Source organism: Cellulophaga baltica, assembly GCF_018861125.1.
GTDB classification, from domain to species: domain Bacteria; phylum Bacteroidota; class Bacteroidia; order Flavobacteriales; family Flavobacteriaceae; genus Cellulophaga; species Cellulophaga baltica_A.
Genome location: NZ_JAHKQN010000029.1, coordinates 125,029 through 143,818 on the forward strand (window position 1 = coordinate 125,029; position 18,790 = coordinate 143,818).

Genomic DNA, 18,790 nt, shown 5'->3' on the forward strand with positions numbered 1-18,790 from the left:
TTTTTTCAAATATACCAATTTAAACTATCGGTAAGTGATAATAAGAAACCTACATGGTTATTAATCTATTCTATACCTTAAACCAGCAAAAGCTCTAATACCTTGATTTGGTGCATATACATAGGTTGGGTCAAATGTTAAACCATAAGGGTTATCATCGGTAACCAAAGCATTTCCGTTATCATCGAAGTCTACATTTTCATCAAAAGGGTCATCTGCACGGGCAATCAAAAATGGGTTCCCTTTATTTGGAGTCCAATTTAAAAGGTTTTTTACACCACCGTAAAACTCAAACCTATCAATGCCTTTATAGGTAAACTGTATGTTTTGAATACTCCATGTTGGTGAATATTCACTTCTAGGGTCTAAGTCACTTAATAACGGTAAGCGCATAGGTCCGTAGATATTACCCGTGTAATCAATACTTAAATTAATACTTTTTATATCATAAGAAACATTCCAAGTACCTGAGAAATTTTCGGTAAGTATTTGTTTTTCTTTTACACCATCTTCTGTGTTAGTAACATCTTGTAATGTAGCACCTAAAAGTATTTTTAATCCGTTATTAAAAACCATGTCTATATTACCACTAATACCTTGAGATACTGCGTGACCATCTAAATTATCATAAATAATTAAATTCGGGTCCGTATCATAATCAGGGATTATGGCATTGCTAAAGTAGGTGTAAAAAGCAGAAAAATCTAAATTTACATATGTTCCATTATCAGAATATATCTTTTTTAAATAGTTAAGATTAATATTAAATGACTGTTCAGGATCAAGTTCTTCTTCAATAAGAACATCTCTAGCACCTGTTAAAGCAGCATGTTCTTCTGTAAAAATATTTACTACACGAAAACCAGTTCCTGCATTCAATCTTAATATATCATTATCATTAATTTTCCATCGGTAAGCCAACCTTGGTGTATATATTGATCCGTGGCGGTTGTCATAATCGTAACGCATACCAAGTAATAATGAATGTTTATCGTTGAATGAAATCTCATCCTGTACAAACAAACTTGGTATTACAACTTTGTCTGGGTCATTACCGCCATCATCATTAGCAGTTGCTGTGGTGTTATCATCATAATAATTGTAACGTAATGCAGATCCAATAAGAATATCATGGTTATTTTTAGTAAAATCCCAAGTTAATTGAGAAAATCCAATACGTTGTTTTGCTAAATATTCAGTATCACCATATACCGAGTTTTGGTCATGGTCTGTATAAGAAAATGAAAGTATCATTTTTTCTTTTACAGGTAATTGATACTTTCCTAAAAGTTCATATCTAGTAGTGTAAATACTTTCACCATAAATTTCATTTCCACCACGGTATTCAGGTGTCCATTGTAATTCGCCACCCCAACGATCTTCGTAGAAAAATCGACCGGCTAATGAAAAAATTCTGTTTTCATTACGCTGAAAATTCCATTTTTGGAAAACAGAAATACGATCTTGTAGGGTTAAATCTGTAAAATTATCATCATTATTGTCAATAGTATTATTAAAGTTAAAGTAGTTAACCCCTAACAATACATCAGCTTTTTTACCAACACTAATTTTACCACCGGCATCAAGATTATATTCACCCCAACCCGTTGCAAAGCCATCAATTGAAAAAGTTGGTGCTTGTAAAGTGTTTTTAGTAATTATATTTATTAATCCGCCAACTGCTTCACTACCGTACAAACTAGAAGCAGGACCTTTGATAATTTCAATCTGTTCAATTAATGAATTTGGTATGCCCGATAAGCCATATACTGTACTTAAACCACTCACAATTGGCATTCCATCAATTAAAACTAAAGTATATGGACCTTCAAGTCCATTAATATGAATATCACCCGTATTACAAACATTACAGTTTATTTGAGGGCGCACACCATTTACATTTTGTAATGCTTCAAAAATATTTGAAGTTGGGTTTTGCTTTAAAAAAGTAGGACTGTACACTTCTACAGGAACTGGACTTTCTGATCGACTAACAGCTTTAAGAGTTCCTGTAACTACCATTTCTTCTAATTCTTCAGATTTTGCTGAAAGATTAATGATAAGGTTTGAAGTATTACTTTCAGTAACTACAATTGATTTAGATGAAGAGTTATAACCAACAGCTGATATTTTTAAGGTGTACGAGCCTGGTTTTATATTCAAAGTAAATTCTCCATTTTCGTTTGATGAAGTACCTACTGTGGTACCAGAAATCAAAATATTTGCAAACGGAACCGGTTTATTTTTTTCAAGAATAGTTCCTGAGACTTTTGATTGTTGCGCAAAACTACTCATAGAGAGTATTGAAAATAGTACTACTGTAATTGTTTTTAGGAGAGGCATTATTTAAATTTAAATGTTTGTTGACATAATTTTTAGACAAATCTAAAAATATATTTTAAACTGAAGAAATATATTTTTGAGTTTGAAATAAAAATGTACTTTTGTGTAAATTTTTTTAATGACACATTCTGAAGAAGATTATATAAAAGCGATATATCATTTGGGTACAAGTGGTAATGAAAGAGTGGCTACAAATGCTATAGCAGAGCAGATGGAAACCAAACCTTCATCAGTGACTGATATGATTCGTAAATTATCAGAAAAAGAATATGTGTCATATAAAAAGTACCAAGGTGTTAGTTTAACAGAATCTGGTATAGGAAAAGCGCTTTCGATTGTTAGGAAACACCGTTTGTGGGAAGTTTTTTTAGTGGATAAGTTAGATTTTTCATGGGATGAAGTTCATGAAATTGCTGAACAACTAGAACATATTAAAAGTGAAAAATTAATTGATAGCTTGGACAAACATTTAGGTTTCCCAAAATTTGATCCACACGGTGACCCAATCCCTTCTAAAAGTGGCGTTTTGACTAAAACCACCAAAATGTTGTTAAATGAACTAAAAGTAAACCAATCAGGAATTTGTGTTGGAGTTAAAGATTCTTCAGCACCATTTTTAAAATTTTTAGATAAACATGGTATTGCTTTAGGCGATAAAATAACGGTGCTTGATAAAGAAGATTTTGATGGTTCATTGCATATTAATATTAATGATAAATCTATTTTAATATCACATCAAATAGGGTCTAATTTATATGTTAGATGCGATTGATAAAATACTCTTTCAATTCATTCATTTAAAATGAAAGAAGAAAACACGAATAATAAGCGTTCTCTTGAAGAGGTAAATGAGTCTGTTAAAGTGACTCAAAATACTTCTTTATGGAAAAAAATTGCAGCTTTTTTTGGTCCTGCATATTTAATTAGCGTTGGCTATATGGATCCTGGAAATTGGGCAACCGATTTGGCGGGTGGTAGTCAATTTGGGTATCAGTTGTTATGGGTTTTATTAATGTCAAATATTATGGCATTATTATTACAGAGTTTAAGTGCTAGGCTTGGTATTGTTCAAGGTAAAGATTTGGCACAAGCATCAAGAGAAACATATTCAAAACCAGTTAATTTTATTTTATATGTTTTTGCTGAAATTGCAATTGCGGCCTGTGATTTAGCAGAGGTAATTGGTATGGCAATTGGTTTACAACTTTTATTTGGCATGCCTTTAATTTGGGGTGTTTGTATAACAGTTTTAGATACTTTTTTATTGCTATTTTTAATTAATAAAGGTATTCGTAAAATGGAAGCTTTTATTATCTCATTAATAGCGATAATTGGAGGTTCTTTTTTTATAGAAGTATTATTTGCTAAACCTGATGTTGGAGAAATGATTATTGGTTTAGTGCCTACAATGCCTAACAACGCTGCTTTGTATATTGCTATCGGAATTATAGGTGCAACGGTGATGCCTCATAACTTATATTTACATTCATCATTAGTGCAAACCAGAAAGTTTGAAAAAACTAAAAAGGGAATTAAACAGGCTATTAAATACAATTTTATTGATGCTACAATAGCCCTAAATCTTGCTTTTTTTGTAAATGCTGCTATTCTAATTTTGGCTGCGGCTACATTTTATAAAAATGGAATGTTTGAAGTTGCTGAAATTCAAGATGCGCACCGTTTGCTGGAGCCATTATTAGGGTCAAAATGGGCGGGGGTATTATTTGCTTTGGCTTTAATTGCAGCAGGGCAGAGCAGTACTGTAACAGGTACGTTGGCTGGGCAAATTGTAATGGAAGGTTATCTAAATTTGAGAATTCAACCTTGGGTTCGTAGGGTTGTGACTAGAGTTATTGCAATTGCGCCTGCATTAGTAACCGTTATTTATTTTGGTGAAAGAGCTACAGGTGAACTTTTAATTTTAAGTCAGGTAGTTTTAAGTTTACAGCTTGGTTTTGCAATAATTCCGTTAATTCACTTTGTAAGTGATAAGAAAAAAATGGGCGATTTTACAATCAGTAACATTACAAAAATTGCATCGTGGGTTGTGGCACTTATAATTGTGACTTTAAATGGAAAATTGGTTTATGATGAGATGGCAAATTGGTTAGTTAGTAGTGAACATCCAATTTATATTTGGGTATTTGTGGTTCCTATTGCTGTGGGTGCTTTGGTTTTGCTTTTTTATATTATTTTTAAACCATTACTGAGTAAAACAGTAAAAAAAGTACAACATGTTCCTCATATTGGACAGCTTTTTATAAACGAAAATATTGAAGAAGTTAAATATAGAAATATTGCAGTTGCAGTTGATTTTTCAACCAGTGATAAAAAGTCAATAGCAGCAGCTTTAAATTTAGGAGGTAAAACAGCAACCTATAATTTAATTCATGTTGTAGAAACAGCAGGTTCATTAGTTCACGGTAATAATGCTTATGATTTTGAAACCTTAAGTGATCGTGTTTATTTAGAAGAATATAAAAAGAAATTAATTGAAATGGGGTACAGCATTTCAATTTCATTAGCTTTTGGGAGTCCAAAAAAGAAAATATCTATCGTAGTGAATCAAGGTGATTTTGACCTGCTAATCATGGGTGCACATGGACATAAATTATTTAAAGATATTTTGTTTGGCACGACAGTAGATACTGTAAGGCATGATGTAGATATACCTGTATTAATCGTTTAATTAAAAAATTAAAAATAAAGAATGGAACAAGTAATCTCATACTTCGAATCAATTGACCCAGTTTTGGCGGCATTTTATGCTACTGTTTTTACTTGGGCACTAACAGCTTTAGGTGCTGCTCTAGTATTTTTCTTCAAAACAATGAACAGATCAGTTTTAGATGGTATGTTAGGTTTTACAGGAGGCGTTATGGTTGCAGCTAGTTTTTGGAGTTTATTAGCGCCAGGGATTGAAATGAGTCCTGGAGAGGGTTTTGAAAAAGTGATTCCAGCTGCCGTTGGATTTTTATTAGGAGCATTGTTTCTTTTTGGTTTAGATAAAGTATTACCGCATTTACATATCAATTTTAAAGAAAGTGAAAAAGAAGGTATTAAAACACCTTGGCATAAAACTACCTTATTAACATTAGCAATTACATTACATAATATACCTGAAGGTTTGGCGGTAGGTGTTTTGTTTGGTGGTGTTGCAGCTGGTTTTGATGGCGCAAGTATTGGTGGTGCTGTTGCACTAGCTTTAGGTATTGGTTTACAGAATTTTCCTGAAGGATTTGCTGTAGCTATGCCTTTACGTAGACAAGGTTTGAGTAGAAGAAAAAGTTTTATGTACGGACAGGCGTCAGCTTTAGTTGAGCCAATTGCAGCAGTTATAGGTGCTTGGGCAGTAATAGCTTTTCAACCAATTTTACCTTATGCGTTAGCATTTGCTGCAGGAGCAATGATTTTTGTTGTAGTTGAAGAAGTAATACCAGAAACGCAACAAGACAAGCATTCTGATATTGCTGTTTTGGGCTTTATTGGAGGTTTTATTGTAATGATGACCTTAGATGTTGGTTTAGGATAAAAACTAATTTAATTAGCTTATTTTCGGCAAGACTTTTGTTATTCAAAAGAAAACGTATTTTATGAGATTTGTTATTTTATGCTTGCTATTTTTTCCAATTTTATTGCAAGCTCAACACAAAATAAGTGTTGAGGTTAATAATGTAAAAACTGGTGAGGGCAATGTTTGTGTCGCACTTTATAATAAAGAAAAGGGCTTTCTTAAATTTGATACGGTATTTAAATCTGGAAAAGAAAAGGCAAACTTAGGAATTACAAAATTAGAGTTCTTGGAAGTTCCTTTTGGTACTTACGCGATAGCCGTTTTTCATGATGAAAATTCGAATGATAAGTTAGATACAAATTTTATAGGTATCCCTAAAGAATCTCTTGGTTTTTCTTACGGTAAATTGAAAACATTTAGTGCTCCAAGTTTTGACGAGTGTTCATTTGTTGTAGATCAAGATACACTTGTGGAAGTAAGTATTAAATAACCTCTCATTTTTTTAAGCAAAAGGCTTTTAATCAATATGTATCAAAAGATATATATGTAAAATATCAATTTGATTGACTATGGGATTATTTAATTTTTTTTGAATTTCACTTTTAATTTTATCAAACTGTAGCGGAAGTTAAGATTTAGCTGAAAGCAATGTGGAATTTATAATTGAAGATACTGAAAATAATCAGCAAAAGAGATAATTCAAATAGAAGAAGCGACAATTTTGAACGTTATATTGTTAATTTAAGCTACTGTGTAAAAGACTTTACAATTATTAAATTTTCTTTTGAAATGTTTACAATTGAAAATTTTTTCTTGAACGTTTTTCAACTAGGTATTGTTTACGATTTTAAATAAAATAAAAAAAAGGAATGTAATTATTTACATTCCTTTTTTTTTCTAAAACTTTACGTTTTATTATTTTCCTTTAAAAATTCGAACCTCTTTACCTTTACTGTAGTATATATCATCAGATACATAGTCTACATCATAAATAGGCTTGTTATTTTCTAAAGTAATTTTATCAAGCTCTTCTCCGGTTTCTTTATTCACTTTTATTAAAAGCTTTTCTCCTGTTTCACCTTTAGCAAAAATTAAGCTATAGTTATCAGTCTCTTGCATAGCCAAAAATCGATTTTGCACGAAAGTTTGACCTATTGCACCAGCAAGAAAACCAGCCTTTCCTATTGCTTGGGTTTTTTCGCCAAAAAGAGCATGTCTAGATCTATTATCCACAGTATTACCTTCACTATCTTTATATCTTGAGCCTATGGTAACTTCAGCTGCTGCAACACTTCCTGCTACTTGTCCTAAAATTGCTGTAGTTTTTAATAATCTTCTGCCAAACTCACCTGGTTGTGTATATTTGTTATGAAAAAGTACTGTTCCAGAATTATCAACCCCAACAACTTCTCTATCACCTGATATTGATACATTGTTTGGGAAAATTTCTAAACTAGAAATTAATTTTTCATTTTTCAATTTCAATTTAGCATAGGGTTTAGGCTTTTCTTCACTATTTTGGTTAAAACGATATAACTCTTCATCATTAAATACTATAAAATCACCTGACTTATCATCATATTTAGCAAAAGTTGGTCTTTTTTCGTTTAACTTAAGATTTCCTTTCCAGATTTTCTTTCCAGTAGTATAATCAACCATATTCGCATATGTAGCAGTTACATATAGTACTCTATTGTTATTTGTTTTTTCTAAGAAGAAAATAGGGTCTTCTTCATCATCGCAAATTTTAACATCATTTCTCCATAATTTTTCTCCATTTTTATCAATTAACATCATCTCATCATCATAAACATATAAGAAGTCTTTGTCAATAGGAATTACAGATTTAATCCCTTTTCCTTTAGGGTCTTTTTTCCATCTTTTTTCGCCGGTTTTATAATCGAAAAAATTAAATCCTTTATAATGAGCTAAAAGCATTTTATCTTGCCAATCTTCAAATAAAACTAAATATTTTGTTTTAATTGGGTCTTTCCAAATTTTATCACCTGTTTCGGCGTTATAAAGTTCTATTTCACTTTTTGTTCCGAATAGGCCTTTTGTTGTAACAGAAATTAATTTATTTCCATCTAATGAAGTTCTGAAATCTGTAATCTTGTTTTCTTCATCTTTCCAAAGTAGTAAACCATTAGATTTGTTTAAAACATAAAATTTAGATTTAACTAATACAAATATTTTATCTTCAGAATACTCCATTACGTCTCTAAAGCCTTGAGCATCATTGCCTGAAAGTTTTGCTAAAGATTGCATGAATGCTCCATAGGTAGTCGATACTGTAGTTTTCCAAAGCATCTCTTTAGAACTTAAGGAGTATTTAGCAATAATTAAATTTTTATCGTCTAACCCTCTTAATAAAAGTGCATTTTCATCGAATAAATATTCTGCTTGAAAATACCTTTCTTTACCTTGTGGAGCAAAAAGAAGCTCCCCAGTTATACTGTTGTATAAATACAGTTGTTCATCAAAAAATTTCTGAACAAATGGTGTGTCCTCAATAGCTACAAAATCAATTGGAATACCATTAACACCTCCAGTTGTTAAGAATTCAGCACTAACGTTTAGAGCAGTTCTTTTTGGGGCATCCACTGTCCAAATAATTTTATCTTCTGCAGGGTTATACCCATGTAGATTTTCTCCTTCAGAAACAACAGCGACTCCATTAAATGGTACGATAATCAAATCATCTACTCTGCTCTCAAAGTTTAGAGTTTTATTTGGCTCTCGTTGACCAAATGATAATCCTGTAATAAGGAACAGTGATAAGGGAATTAATTTTAACTTCATGTTTTGGTTTTAAGTTAATTGATTATTCATGTAAGGAAATACCTTACAAGTTACTTATATTAAACCTTATTTTTATTCATTTATTATATTTTTTGTTTAGTTATCTAAGATCATCTTTTACCTTTGTTTAAAACAATAAGTATTATATGATTCTAGCACAAGTTTTCGGAGCACTTTATGGTATGTTAGCAGTGGTTTTTGGAGCATTTGGTGCTCATGCGCTTAAAAAAACATTTACTGTTGAGCAATTACAAAGTTTTGAAACTGGCGTAAAATATCAAATGTACCATGCAATTGTATTACTTGTAGTTGGTTTTAATTTTGATGGATCAGCTAGTATTCAAAACTATATTGTTTACAGCTATATTATTGGTGTGTTTTTATTTTCATTTAGTATTTATGGGCTTTGTATTAGCGCTTCTAAAAACAAGAAAATTAAAATTTTAGGACCTATAACACCACTTGGTGGTTTGTTTTTAGTTGCAGGTTGGGCTTTATTATTGGTACACTTTCTATAACTACTTAGTCTCTTTTGAGGTAAAAGTTTTAATAGCGGTATTAGGTTCAATAATATTATATCCTTTCCAGAATTCAGGATCATAGCTAGGCATATAGGTAGGTAAAATAGTGTTGTTCTCGGTAAAAGAATCAAATGTATTTTGCGAGCTTTTCTCGGTATCAAATACAACTATTTCATATTTATTGGTGCCAGTAAAACCTAAATCCATTTTTAAAGAGAGCTCATTCTGTTTGTTTTTGCCTTTTACAACCTTATTTTTCTCAATAATTTTCAAAGGTCTGTTTATACCAACTTTACTACCGTTTTCATGTTCTAAATAACGTAAGTTGTATTTGTTATTAGCATCTTTATAAAAAATAATTTTACCTTTTGCTAAGTACTGGTTCATTGATATACCTAGCAATTTAAAGGTTTTAATTGACTGTGTATTTTCATAATCAACTCTCACAACAGCAAAATCGTCGGGGTTTATATATAAAGTACCTTGGTAGTCAGCATTATTTTTGGGTTTAAAATTTATTACGTAAACAGGGGTATTTCCTAAATATGCATATTCAATTAAGGTGAATTCGTATTTACGCGATTTTGTTATAAAGTTTAGATTAGTATTATCCATAAAAAAGAGGTTTGCAAATTTTTTACTCACATCATTTTTTATGCTTTGCGCAAAATAAAGTTTTCTATTTTCTTTTCTTTTTTGTTCTTCTTCTAATTTTTTATTTAATGCCTCTACATCTGTAGAGTCATTTTCAGAAGTAATTAATCCTGATTCTACTTTACTACCAAATATGCCAGACTTTACTTTAAAATAAGAAGTTGTTTTTACGTTTTCTTTGATAATTTTATTAAATCGTTGTTCCAATTTTTTTACGTCTAATTCACTGTTCTTATCGTAAAGTTCTGAAGCTTTAATTAAATCTATTTTTTGATTTTCATCTTCATAATTTCCATAAAGATCAAATAGAGACTCTGTGTAGCGCTCTTCACTTTTAGGTACAGTTGCTATAACACTATCTAAAAAACTACTATTAAATGCTGTAATGGTAGACTCTAGGTCTGAATAATTTGTTTTATGCATATTTTGATAATACCGTTGTCTTAAAAAAATTCTTTTCTTAGTAAAAGCTCTATTGTAATTACCCTCTATATTATCTTTTACAAAATCTATTATCTCTTCAGCTGTGTAATTTTTATTAGAGACAATTACATTGTTTAATGCTATGGTATTTGGTGATAAATATATAATGCTATCTGTCAACTGTTCAAAAGTTTTGCCAAGAGTTGTGTAGCCCATCGAAGATATATAAACTGAATCTTTAGGTTGTGTATTCTTATCTACGATTAAATTAAATTCACCATCATCATTTGTAATAATTCCTTTGTCTACTGACCATTGTATAGTGGCAAAGGGAATAGGTTTTTGTGAAATTGAATCTACAATTTTTGCATTTATATTTTGTGAGAACGTTGTGTGAATTGCAAATGTGAGTACAATTAGAAATGTAGTGGTAATCTTTTGAGTCATGAGATTGAGTTTTAGTTGTTGAACAAGAAAACCCAGGATTTTGGAATACCAAGTATCTTTAGTTTCTTGTTAAGACCTATTTATCAATACTTTAACTTTTTTAGATGAAATATGATGAATATGCGTCTCAATTCATAAGACGTTGAAAATTGGAAAAAGGTTGTCTTGTAATAAATTTTTTTAAATAAAATTTAATAAGTACTTAATTACAACCACAATTTGATGAACCACAACCGTGTTGTTTGTTCTTTTTTGAACTAAAAAGCGTTTTAGGTAAAAAGAATTTTTTTATGATATAACCAAGCGCTATAAATAAAGTAATGTACATTAAAACTTCTTGTGTCATAGTCTTTTATTTTAATATTTGATATGCTGCTAAAGCAACAATATAAGCAAATGCACTCATAAATACTAATTGTGCAATAGGCCATTTCCAGGTATTTGTTTCTTTTTTAACAATAGCTAAAGTACTTACACATTGCATAGCAAAGGCATAAAATAATAATAAGGAAACACCTGATGCTAAATTAAATAGCGGTTTGTTTGTCGCTGGGTTTACTTCAGCTGCCATTCTATTGGTGATAGTTTCTTCTTCGTCGCTACCTACACTATAAATAGTAGCAAGTGTACCCACAAAAACTTCACGTGCTGCGAATGATGTTAACACCGCTATACCAATTTTCCAGTCATAACCTAAAGGTTTTACAATTGGTGTAATTGCTTTACCCATATAACCCATATAAGAGTTTTCTAGTCTGTAACTTGATATTTCTTGGTCTATAGCATTATGATAAAGTACCTTTTGTTTTTGAGAAATAGAATCTTGTACAGCTAGCGCACTAATTTTATAAATTTCGTTAGAAATACTATCGTTTAAAGCTTTACTATATGATGCTAATTCACTTTTAATGTTTTCTGAATTAAAGTCTGATAAACCTTTTTTATCAATTCTATTTTTTACAATATCATCTGCATTATGAAAATCATCAGAATAGCCATTAGAACCTAAAAACCAGAGAATTATTGAAATAGCTAATATTATTTTACCGGCACCAAAAATGAAACTTTTTGTTTTTTCTATTACCGTATATGCCACATTCTTAATTAATGGTAGCTTGTAATTTGGCATTTCAACCACAAAGTAAGACTTGCTTTTGAATTTTAAAATCTTGTTTAAAACCATTGCAGATAGTATAGCTGTGAAAAAGCCTAGTAAATACAAAAGCATTAGTGTAAGTGCTTGATAACTAAAGCCAAAAAAACTTCCTTTAGGTATAACTAAAGTGATAATGATTAAGTAAACAGGCAAACGAGCAGAACATGTTGTAAAAGGAGTAACTAAAATCGTAATTAAACGTTCTTTCCAGTTTTCAATAGTACGCGTAGCCATAATTGCAGGAATTGCACATGCTGTACCCGAAATTAATGGAACAACACTTTTACCACTCAAACCAAATGGTCGCATTAAGCGGTCCATTAGTAAAACCACACGGCTCATATATCCGGTCTCTTCTAAAAGAGCAATAAAAAAGAATAAGAAAGCAATTTGTGGTATAAATATAACAACCCCACCAATACCTGCTAGTATACCTTCAGCGATTAAATCGGTAAAAACACCTGGTGGTAATGTGTCTTTTACCCATTCCCCAGCCCACGCAAACGTATTTTCAATAAAATCCATTGGATATGAACTCCAGTCATAAATTGCTTGAAATATTAAAAGCAAAATGGCAAAGAAAATAACATAGCCAAATACTTTATGCATCAAAATTTTATCTAATGTTGCTCTTAGACCTTTTGCAGCATTTAAATCTATTTTGTGCGTTTGTTTAAGAATACCATTAATAAATTGGTATCTCAAAATAGTTTCTTTTTGCTGTAGTTTCTTTAATTCAGATTTTGACTTTGTTTCAAAAGATCTTGCGGTATCCTGCAAGTTTTTCTGAATAGGCATAAAATTCACATCTTGTGTGATTACGAGCCAAAGCTTATAAAGGTCTTCTTTAGGGAACGTCTTTTTTAAACGATCAAAATAATCTGAAGCTATAACCGTCATGTCAATATTTTGTTTAGTTGACAGGCTTTTGTAATCGATTATAAGTTCTTTAAGCTTTTCAATTCCCGTTTTCTTACGAGTACTGACTAAAGCAATTTTGGTATCTAGTTTTTCTTCAAGTAACGGAATATCAATAGTAATTCCTTTTCTAGACATTCTGTCGGCCATATTAATAACTAATATGGTAGGAATTTTTAAATCCTTTATTTGAGTGAAAAGAAGTAAATTTCTTTTTAAATTCTCTACATCTGTTATAACAACAGCAACGTCTGGGAAGTCTTTATCATTTTTATTTAAGAGTAATTCTGCAGCAACACTTTCATCTAATGATGTTGTGTTTAAACTATAGGTGCCGGGTAAATCTATAATATGTGCTTTAAGACCACGCGGTAGTTTACAAACACCCTCCTTTTTTTCAACAGTTATACCAGGGTAATTACCAACTTTTTGATTTAAACCAGTAAGTTGATTAAATACAGATGTTTTTCCCGTATTCGGGTTTCCAATAAGGGCTACATTAATTTGCTTACTCATAATAGGCTTGCGTCTTCAATAATTTCTAGCTCAATCAATTTGGCCATTGAACGACGTATCGCAATATGTGAACCGTTTACATTTATGTAAATTGGGTCTTTAAAAGGTGCCACCAAAACAAGTTCGACTTTATTACCTGGTAAACAACCAAGTTCTAAAATTTTAATAGGTAAAATATCATCAGCAAATTCTTTGATAATCCCTTTCTCTCCTCGTTTTAATTCTGCAACTGTTTTTACCAACTGTTATTTAGATTGATTTTAATTAAGGCAAAAATAAGAGAAAAAGCCTATAGTAAGGTCTTAAAAAGCTATTAAAATTTGATTTTTTAAGGTTAATTAAGGTCTAAATCATTTTTCGGAGTACGAATTTTTCAAAATCTCAATATCGCTTAGTAGTTTTTCTATCTCTTCAGGGTTGGTACCATCATAAGTACCACGTATTCTTTTCTCTTTATCAACGAGCATAAAATTTTCAGTATGTATCATATCAAAAGGGCCACCATCACCATCGGTTTTTACTGCCATGTATGATTTTCGGGCAAGGGCATAAATTTGTTTTTTATCACCAGTAACTAAATTCCATTTACGCTCATTAACACCTTTTTCAATTGCATATTTTTTGAGCTGTGCGACTGAATCAATTACTGGAGTTACGGAGTGTGATAAAAGCATCACATCATCATCATTTAAAATCTTTTTTTGGATTGTAACCATATTATCGGTCATAATAGGGCAAATAGTAGGGCAAGTGGTAAAAAAGAAATCAGCAATATAAATTTTGTCTTTATAAGTATCATTAGTAATTGTTTCTCCGTTTTGGTTGGTCAATGAAAAATCGGCAATGGTATGGTATTTTTTTACGTGTTGTAATGATAAATCTACCAACTCAGGATTAAAATCTGCTGGTTGATAAATAGGCAATACTTTTTTTGGTTGTAATGCGTTGTAAAATAAATAAATAATTACTGCAGATAGGCAGAAAAATACAATACCAAATAATCTATATTTTCTAAAAAAACTACGCATAATCTATTTTTAGCAAAGGTACTAACGCAGTTTTAAAACTTTAAAGATTATTTACAGAAATGCTACTAAAAATTTCATAAAAAAAATCGGGTCTAATTACTTTACTTTTTTTAGACCTTCTAAAAGCTTACTTTTGGCGCTGAAAAGTTAAAAAAAGACATTAAATGGGCGTAGTTACACAGATACTTACCTTTATATTAATAATATCAATATTAGTAATTTTACATGAGCTGGGGCATTTTATTCCAGCTAAATATTTTAAAACCAAAGTAGAAAAATTTTACTTGTTTTTTGATGTTAAATTTTCCTTATTCAAAAAGAAAATAGGTGAAACAGAATATGGTATCGGCTGGTTACCACTTGGAGGTTACGTGAAAATTGCCGGTATGATTGATGAAAGTATGGATACGGATCAAATGGCTCAAGAACCACAACCTTGGGAGTTCCGTTCTAAACCAGCTTGGCAACGTTTAATTATTATGCTAGGTGGTGTTACCGTAAACTTTTTTCTAGCATGGATTATTTATACCATGTTACTAGTTACAAAAGGTGATACATATATACCAGCTGATAGTTTAAAATATGGTATTCTTGTAGATTCAATTGGCGAGAAAATAGGATTAAAAACCGGAGATAAAATTTTATCTATTGACGGTGAAAAATCTAAGAAATTTTCTGATGCAACTCTAGATATCCTTTTAGCAGATAACGTTACTGTTGATAGAAACGGTGAAAAAGTAACTTTTGCAGTACCAGATGAAGGAATAAAAGATGTTTTAGCAACACAAGGAAAAAACTTTTTAGGTTTTAGACAAAGAGCGATTATAGCAAAAGTAATGCCGAATACTGTAGCTGAAAAAGCAGGTTTTCAAGCAAATGATCAAATAATAGCAGTAAATAATAATACAGTTACGTATTGGAATGAATTTACGAAAGTAATTAGAGGTTCAGTTAATAAACCTTTAAATATTGTTGTGAATAGAAATGGTGGCGAAGCTATCATTAACTTAACGGTTCCTGAAGAAGGTGCTATTGGTGTGCAATTAAGTACTGATGATGTTGTTGTGACAGATGATTATAGCTTTTTAGCGGCAATACCAGCAGGTTTTTCTGAAACTATAAAAGTATTGTCAAAACAGATAAAGCAGTTTAAGATTATATTTAAACCTAAAACTGAAGCTTATAAATCAGTTAAAGGGCCAATAGGTATTGTAAGTATGATGCCAGAATCATTTGATTGGATGTTCTTCTGGAACTTTATGGCGATGTTTTCAGTTTGGTTGGCATTTGTAAACTTATTACCAATACCAGCTTTAGATGGCGGACACGTAATGTTTTTATTGTATGAAATGATTACTGGGCGTGCACCAAGTGAAAAAGTTTTAGAACGCGGACAAATAATTGGTTTCGTAATAATAATGGGCTTAATGGCCGTTATTTTTGGTAATGATATCTGGAATATTATTAAAGGATATTTTTAAAAAAAGAGGCGTAAATAAAAAAAAACAAAAAAAGTATATTTTTTTGTTTGGCTAATTTGAAAAAACAATTATATTTGCACCCGCTAACGCGATAAAGTACACTCCTCCTTAGCTCAGTTGGTTAGAGCATCTGACTGTTAATCAGAGGGTCCTTGGTTCGAGCCCAAGAGGGGGAGCTTAACAATAGAAAGTCTTCAACGAAAGTTGAAGGCTTTTTTATTTCTATAACTTCTGTTAAATACATCATAATATGTATAACTATTTCATTGATAATGTATGAAATAGAAATTTGCGATTTGTTAAAACCTTCTTATTTAAAACAGTTTTCCTTTTACAGAACTGAAAATATTCATGTTCTTGCTGAAAATTAACATCTTTTAACTGATTGACTCTATAACTATTTATTTTAATTCTCATCTTCAAAAAATATAAGTAGTAGTTAAAACCAAACTTTTATCATTATTCCCATTTAATTAAATATTAATTTTTACAAATTATGAGGTTATGAAAAGTAAATTTAGAGACAATGTAGGGCAGTTAATTGCAAAAGGACTAATTGTTATTTTAATGTGTAGTTTAACTGGCTGTGGTGGTGATAGTGATGATAATTCCGTAACAGATGAAGAGGTTACAACTGATGGAACAGTTTTAAGTGTAGATTCTAGCCTGTTTCTTGTTGATGATGGTTATATAACAATAACAACGGTACCTTGTACACTTTCAGATGGTACAGAAACAGATTGTTATCAAATAGTTTCGCAACATACGCCCCTAGACCATGAAATGGGACCTTGGTGTCCAGAATATATTACTGACGGAGCAGAGAATGGAGGACTATGGATTACTGATGATGGAGTTGTTGATTTAGATGGTGCTTTTATAGAAAACTTAGCTACTTTTTATAATGATGATGGTTGGAAAATGTACGATGAAGATACTGGAGAAGTTATAAGAGTAGAGACCATAGAAGAATGCCAAGGCGGTGCACAACCAAATCCACCTGCGGAATATCAAAATATGTGTGCACAATGCTTGCCTGAATGGATAGAGGCTCAAGAAACATATTTAATTCCTATTGTACCTGTAAAACAAGAGACTTCTATACAATTAGGTGACGGTCCAACAATTGACCTTGCAGGAGTAGAATATGGGCCATATGTTAGAGGTTTAGCTTTTAATGGGGTTAGGTTTGATCATCCTGCAGATTTAGATGTAATATTGGCAGCATACCAAGTTGCTCCAGTAGATGATGCTGGCGGGCATGTAAATAACGCTTTAGGGTATCACTATCATGGCGATATGGGATTTAGCACAAGAATTACTCAAGATGATGATCATGCGGCAATGATTGGTTATGCTTTAGATGGTCACGGAATTTATGCTCAATTAGATGCAGAAGGTAATGAACCTACCGATTTAGATGACTGTAGAGGTCATGAAGATGAAACAAGAGGTTATCATTATCATGTTATGCCTTTAGAAAATAATGAGTTTTTTGATTGTTTTTATGGAGCTTACGCAGTAGAATAATAGAAGTAAAATTTTTATTATGAAAAAAAATAATTTACTTATTTTAATGTTATTTTCAACGTTAAGTGCTTTAGCGCATGGTGTAGATGTTTCTACCATAGTTTTAGCTGAACAAGAAGATAATACATGGACGTTACAAATAACATCATCGTTAGATGCTTTCAGAAAAGAAGTGCGTTTTCATTATGCAGATACGCCTTATAAAACACCAGAAATGTTTAAAAAGCAATTGTTAGCGTATTGCAAAAAGACCTTAAAAATAGCTTATGATAACGATGAATATGTTTTGTTAGATAAAAGTTTCGTTAAGCTAGGTCATGAAACTATGGTGTATTTTAACCATATTAAAATACCAAATGATATAGAAAAACTAAAATTTGACGGTGGCGTATTTAAAGATATATTAGGAAGTAAAGCTAGGTTGCTAATTTTAAAAAAAGGTTTTCAAAGAAGCCCATTAATCTTAAATAAGAAAAATAATTACAAAGTCAACTTACTTTTAAAAAATAAAAAATTTTTGCTACAAGAAAAAGAAGCGGAATTATCAAATACATTTTCTCAAATGTTCATTTTAGCTTTTGGACTAATAGCATTTATACTTTTTATAATATTTAAAAAAAGAAATAATCAAAAAATTATTTTAGCAAAATCTTAAGTAAAAGTTACTTTTCTTAATTTTAAAAGGCAAAAGATTAGGAAATATAACAATAGAAAGCCTTCAACGAAAGTTGAAGGCTTTTTTGTTTTATAATGATTTTGAGTATTGAGCACTTTTTTATTTAGCCTAACCTTTTAGGGAATAATTAGAGGGTTTTAATACAAAACATAAAAAATCCCCGTAAACATTAGTTATGGGGATTTATAGTATTTACTAAATAAATGAGTTGAAATTACTCTTCTTCTGTTGCTTTCGCAGCATCTTCCATCATCATTTTTTTATCTTCTTCAGCAATTTTAGCATGTTCAGAAGCTAACATTTCATGTTCTTTTTCCATAAGTTCATGTTCAGCCTCCATAGCTTCATGCTCTTCTTTCATTTCTTCAAGCGAAACAACACCTGTAGCATGTTTTTGTTCTAACTCAGAATGCATTTCAAGTAGAGCAGTGTGCTCATCAATAAGTTCTTGGTGTTTTTCAAGTAATGAACTATGTACTTTTTCCATTTCAAGATGTAATGAGTCATTTTCCATTTTAGCATGCGCTTCAGTCATTTCATCATGATTATCTTTCATGGCATCATGTTCTGTAGTCATGGCTTCATGAGCTGTTTTCATACTAGCATGCGATGCAACCAATTCTTTGTGTTCAGCACTTTCAGCTGGGTTCTCTTTACAAGCAAACATAGTTAGTGCAACAGCAAAAATTATTAGGTATTTCATAATTGTTATATATTAATTTGTTGAGTATCAAATATATGAATTTCTTAACAAACGCTAATTTTATAAAATTAAATTAAG

15 protein-coding genes and 1 tRNA gene are annotated in these 18,790 nt (G+C 31.1%); 9 read left to right on the forward strand and 7 right to left on the reverse strand.

Annotated elements, in window-relative coordinates:
• Window positions 1-60 precede the first annotated feature (60 nt).
• The gene (locus KO500_RS14660; RefSeq protein ID WP_215957313.1) at window positions 61-2,343 is read right to left on the reverse strand and encodes a TonB-dependent receptor; all 2,283 of its coding nucleotides are present in this window, start codon (window positions 2,341-2,343) and stop codon (window positions 61-63) included.
• A 118-nt stretch (window positions 2,344-2,461) separates the two neighbouring features.
• On the opposite strand from KO500_RS14660, the gene KO500_RS14665 reads away from it, so the two are divergent.
• The 4 genes from KO500_RS14665 (at window position 2,462) to KO500_RS14680 (ending at window position 6,347) form a co-directional block, all read left to right on the forward strand.
• Window positions 2,462-3,115, forward strand: a complete 654-nt coding sequence (locus KO500_RS14665) for a metal-dependent transcriptional regulator (protein WP_215957314.1) — start codon at window positions 2,462-2,464, stop codon at window positions 3,113-3,115.
• Between the two features lie 30 nt (window positions 3,116-3,145).
• Window positions 3,146-5,032, forward strand: coding sequence for an Nramp family divalent metal transporter (locus KO500_RS14670; protein WP_215957315.1), 1,887 nt, complete (start codon window positions 3,146-3,148; stop codon window positions 5,030-5,032).
• A 21-nt stretch (window positions 5,033-5,053) separates the two neighbouring features.
• Complete coding sequence (locus tag KO500_RS14675) at window positions 5,054-5,875, forward strand: ZIP family metal transporter (protein WP_215957316.1); 822 nt, start codon at window positions 5,054-5,056, stop codon at window positions 5,873-5,875.
• 61 nt (window positions 5,876-5,936) lie between these two features.
• Entirely contained in the window at window positions 5,937-6,347 is a 411-nt protein-coding gene (locus tag KO500_RS14680) for a DUF2141 domain-containing protein (protein WP_215957317.1), read from the forward strand.
• A 425-nt stretch (window positions 6,348-6,772) separates the two neighbouring features.
• Here KO500_RS14680 and KO500_RS14685 read toward each other — a convergent pair whose 3' ends face one another.
• A complete protein-coding gene (locus KO500_RS14685; protein ID WP_215957318.1) occupies window positions 6,773-8,659 on the reverse strand; it encodes an outer membrane protein assembly factor BamB family protein in 1,887 nt (628 codons plus the stop codon).
• A gap of 146 nt (window positions 8,660-8,805) precedes the next feature.
• Here KO500_RS14685 and KO500_RS14690 point away from each other — a divergent pair, with 146 nt between their 5' ends.
• Window positions 8,806-9,177 carry a DUF423 domain-containing protein gene (locus KO500_RS14690; RefSeq protein ID WP_215957319.1) on the forward strand — a complete coding sequence of 124 codons (372 nt, stop codon included), beginning with the start codon at window positions 8,806-8,808 and terminating at the stop codon, window positions 9,175-9,177.
• Here KO500_RS14690 and KO500_RS14695 read toward each other — a convergent pair whose 3' ends face one another.
• The 4 genes from KO500_RS14695 to KO500_RS14710 form a co-directional block, all read right to left on the reverse strand.
• Entirely contained in the window at window positions 9,178-10,704 is a 1,527-nt protein-coding gene (locus KO500_RS14695; RefSeq protein WP_215957320.1) for a carboxypeptidase-like regulatory domain-containing protein, read from the reverse strand.
• A gap of 352 nt (window positions 10,705-11,056) precedes the next feature.
• Complete coding sequence (gene feoB / locus KO500_RS14700; protein ID WP_215957321.1) at window positions 11,057-13,294, reverse strand: ferrous iron transport protein B; 2,238 nt, start codon at window positions 13,292-13,294, stop codon at window positions 11,057-11,059.
• Complete coding sequence (locus KO500_RS14705) at window positions 13,291-13,536, reverse strand: FeoA family protein (protein WP_215957322.1); 246 nt, start codon at window positions 13,534-13,536, stop codon at window positions 13,291-13,293. The genes feoB and KO500_RS14705 overlap by 4 nt, the downstream gene beginning before the upstream one ends.
• Window positions 13,537-13,644: 108 nt before the next feature.
• A complete protein-coding gene (locus tag KO500_RS14710; RefSeq protein ID WP_215957323.1) occupies window positions 13,645-14,322 on the reverse strand; it encodes an SCO family protein in 678 nt (225 codons plus the stop codon).
• A gap of 164 nt (window positions 14,323-14,486) precedes the next feature.
• Between KO500_RS14710 and rseP the strand changes: the two genes are divergently transcribed.
• From rseP to KO500_RS14730, 4 genes are all read left to right on the forward strand, one after another.
• Complete coding sequence (gene rseP / locus KO500_RS14715; protein WP_215957324.1) at window positions 14,487-15,803, forward strand: RIP metalloprotease RseP; 1,317 nt, start codon at window positions 14,487-14,489, stop codon at window positions 15,801-15,803.
• A 102-nt stretch (window positions 15,804-15,905) separates the two neighbouring features.
• A tRNA-Asn gene (locus KO500_RS14720) sits at window positions 15,906-15,979 on the forward strand.
• A gap of 328 nt (window positions 15,980-16,307) precedes the next feature.
• Window positions 16,308-17,333, forward strand: a complete 1,026-nt coding sequence (locus KO500_RS14725; RefSeq protein WP_215957325.1) for a YHYH protein — start codon at window positions 16,308-16,310, stop codon at window positions 17,331-17,333.
• A 19-nt stretch (window positions 17,334-17,352) separates the two neighbouring features.
• On the forward strand, window positions 17,353-17,988 hold the full coding sequence (locus tag KO500_RS14730) for a hypothetical protein (protein WP_215957326.1): 636 nt from the start codon (window positions 17,353-17,355) through the stop codon (window positions 17,986-17,988).
• Window positions 17,989-18,223: 235 nt separating this feature from the next.
• Here KO500_RS14730 and KO500_RS14735 read toward each other — a convergent pair whose 3' ends face one another.
• Window positions 18,224-18,712 carry a hypothetical protein gene (locus tag KO500_RS14735; RefSeq protein WP_215957327.1) on the reverse strand — a complete coding sequence of 163 codons (489 nt, stop codon included), beginning with the start codon at window positions 18,710-18,712 and terminating at the stop codon, window positions 18,224-18,226.
• Between the last annotated feature and the right edge of the window lie 78 nt (window positions 18,713-18,790).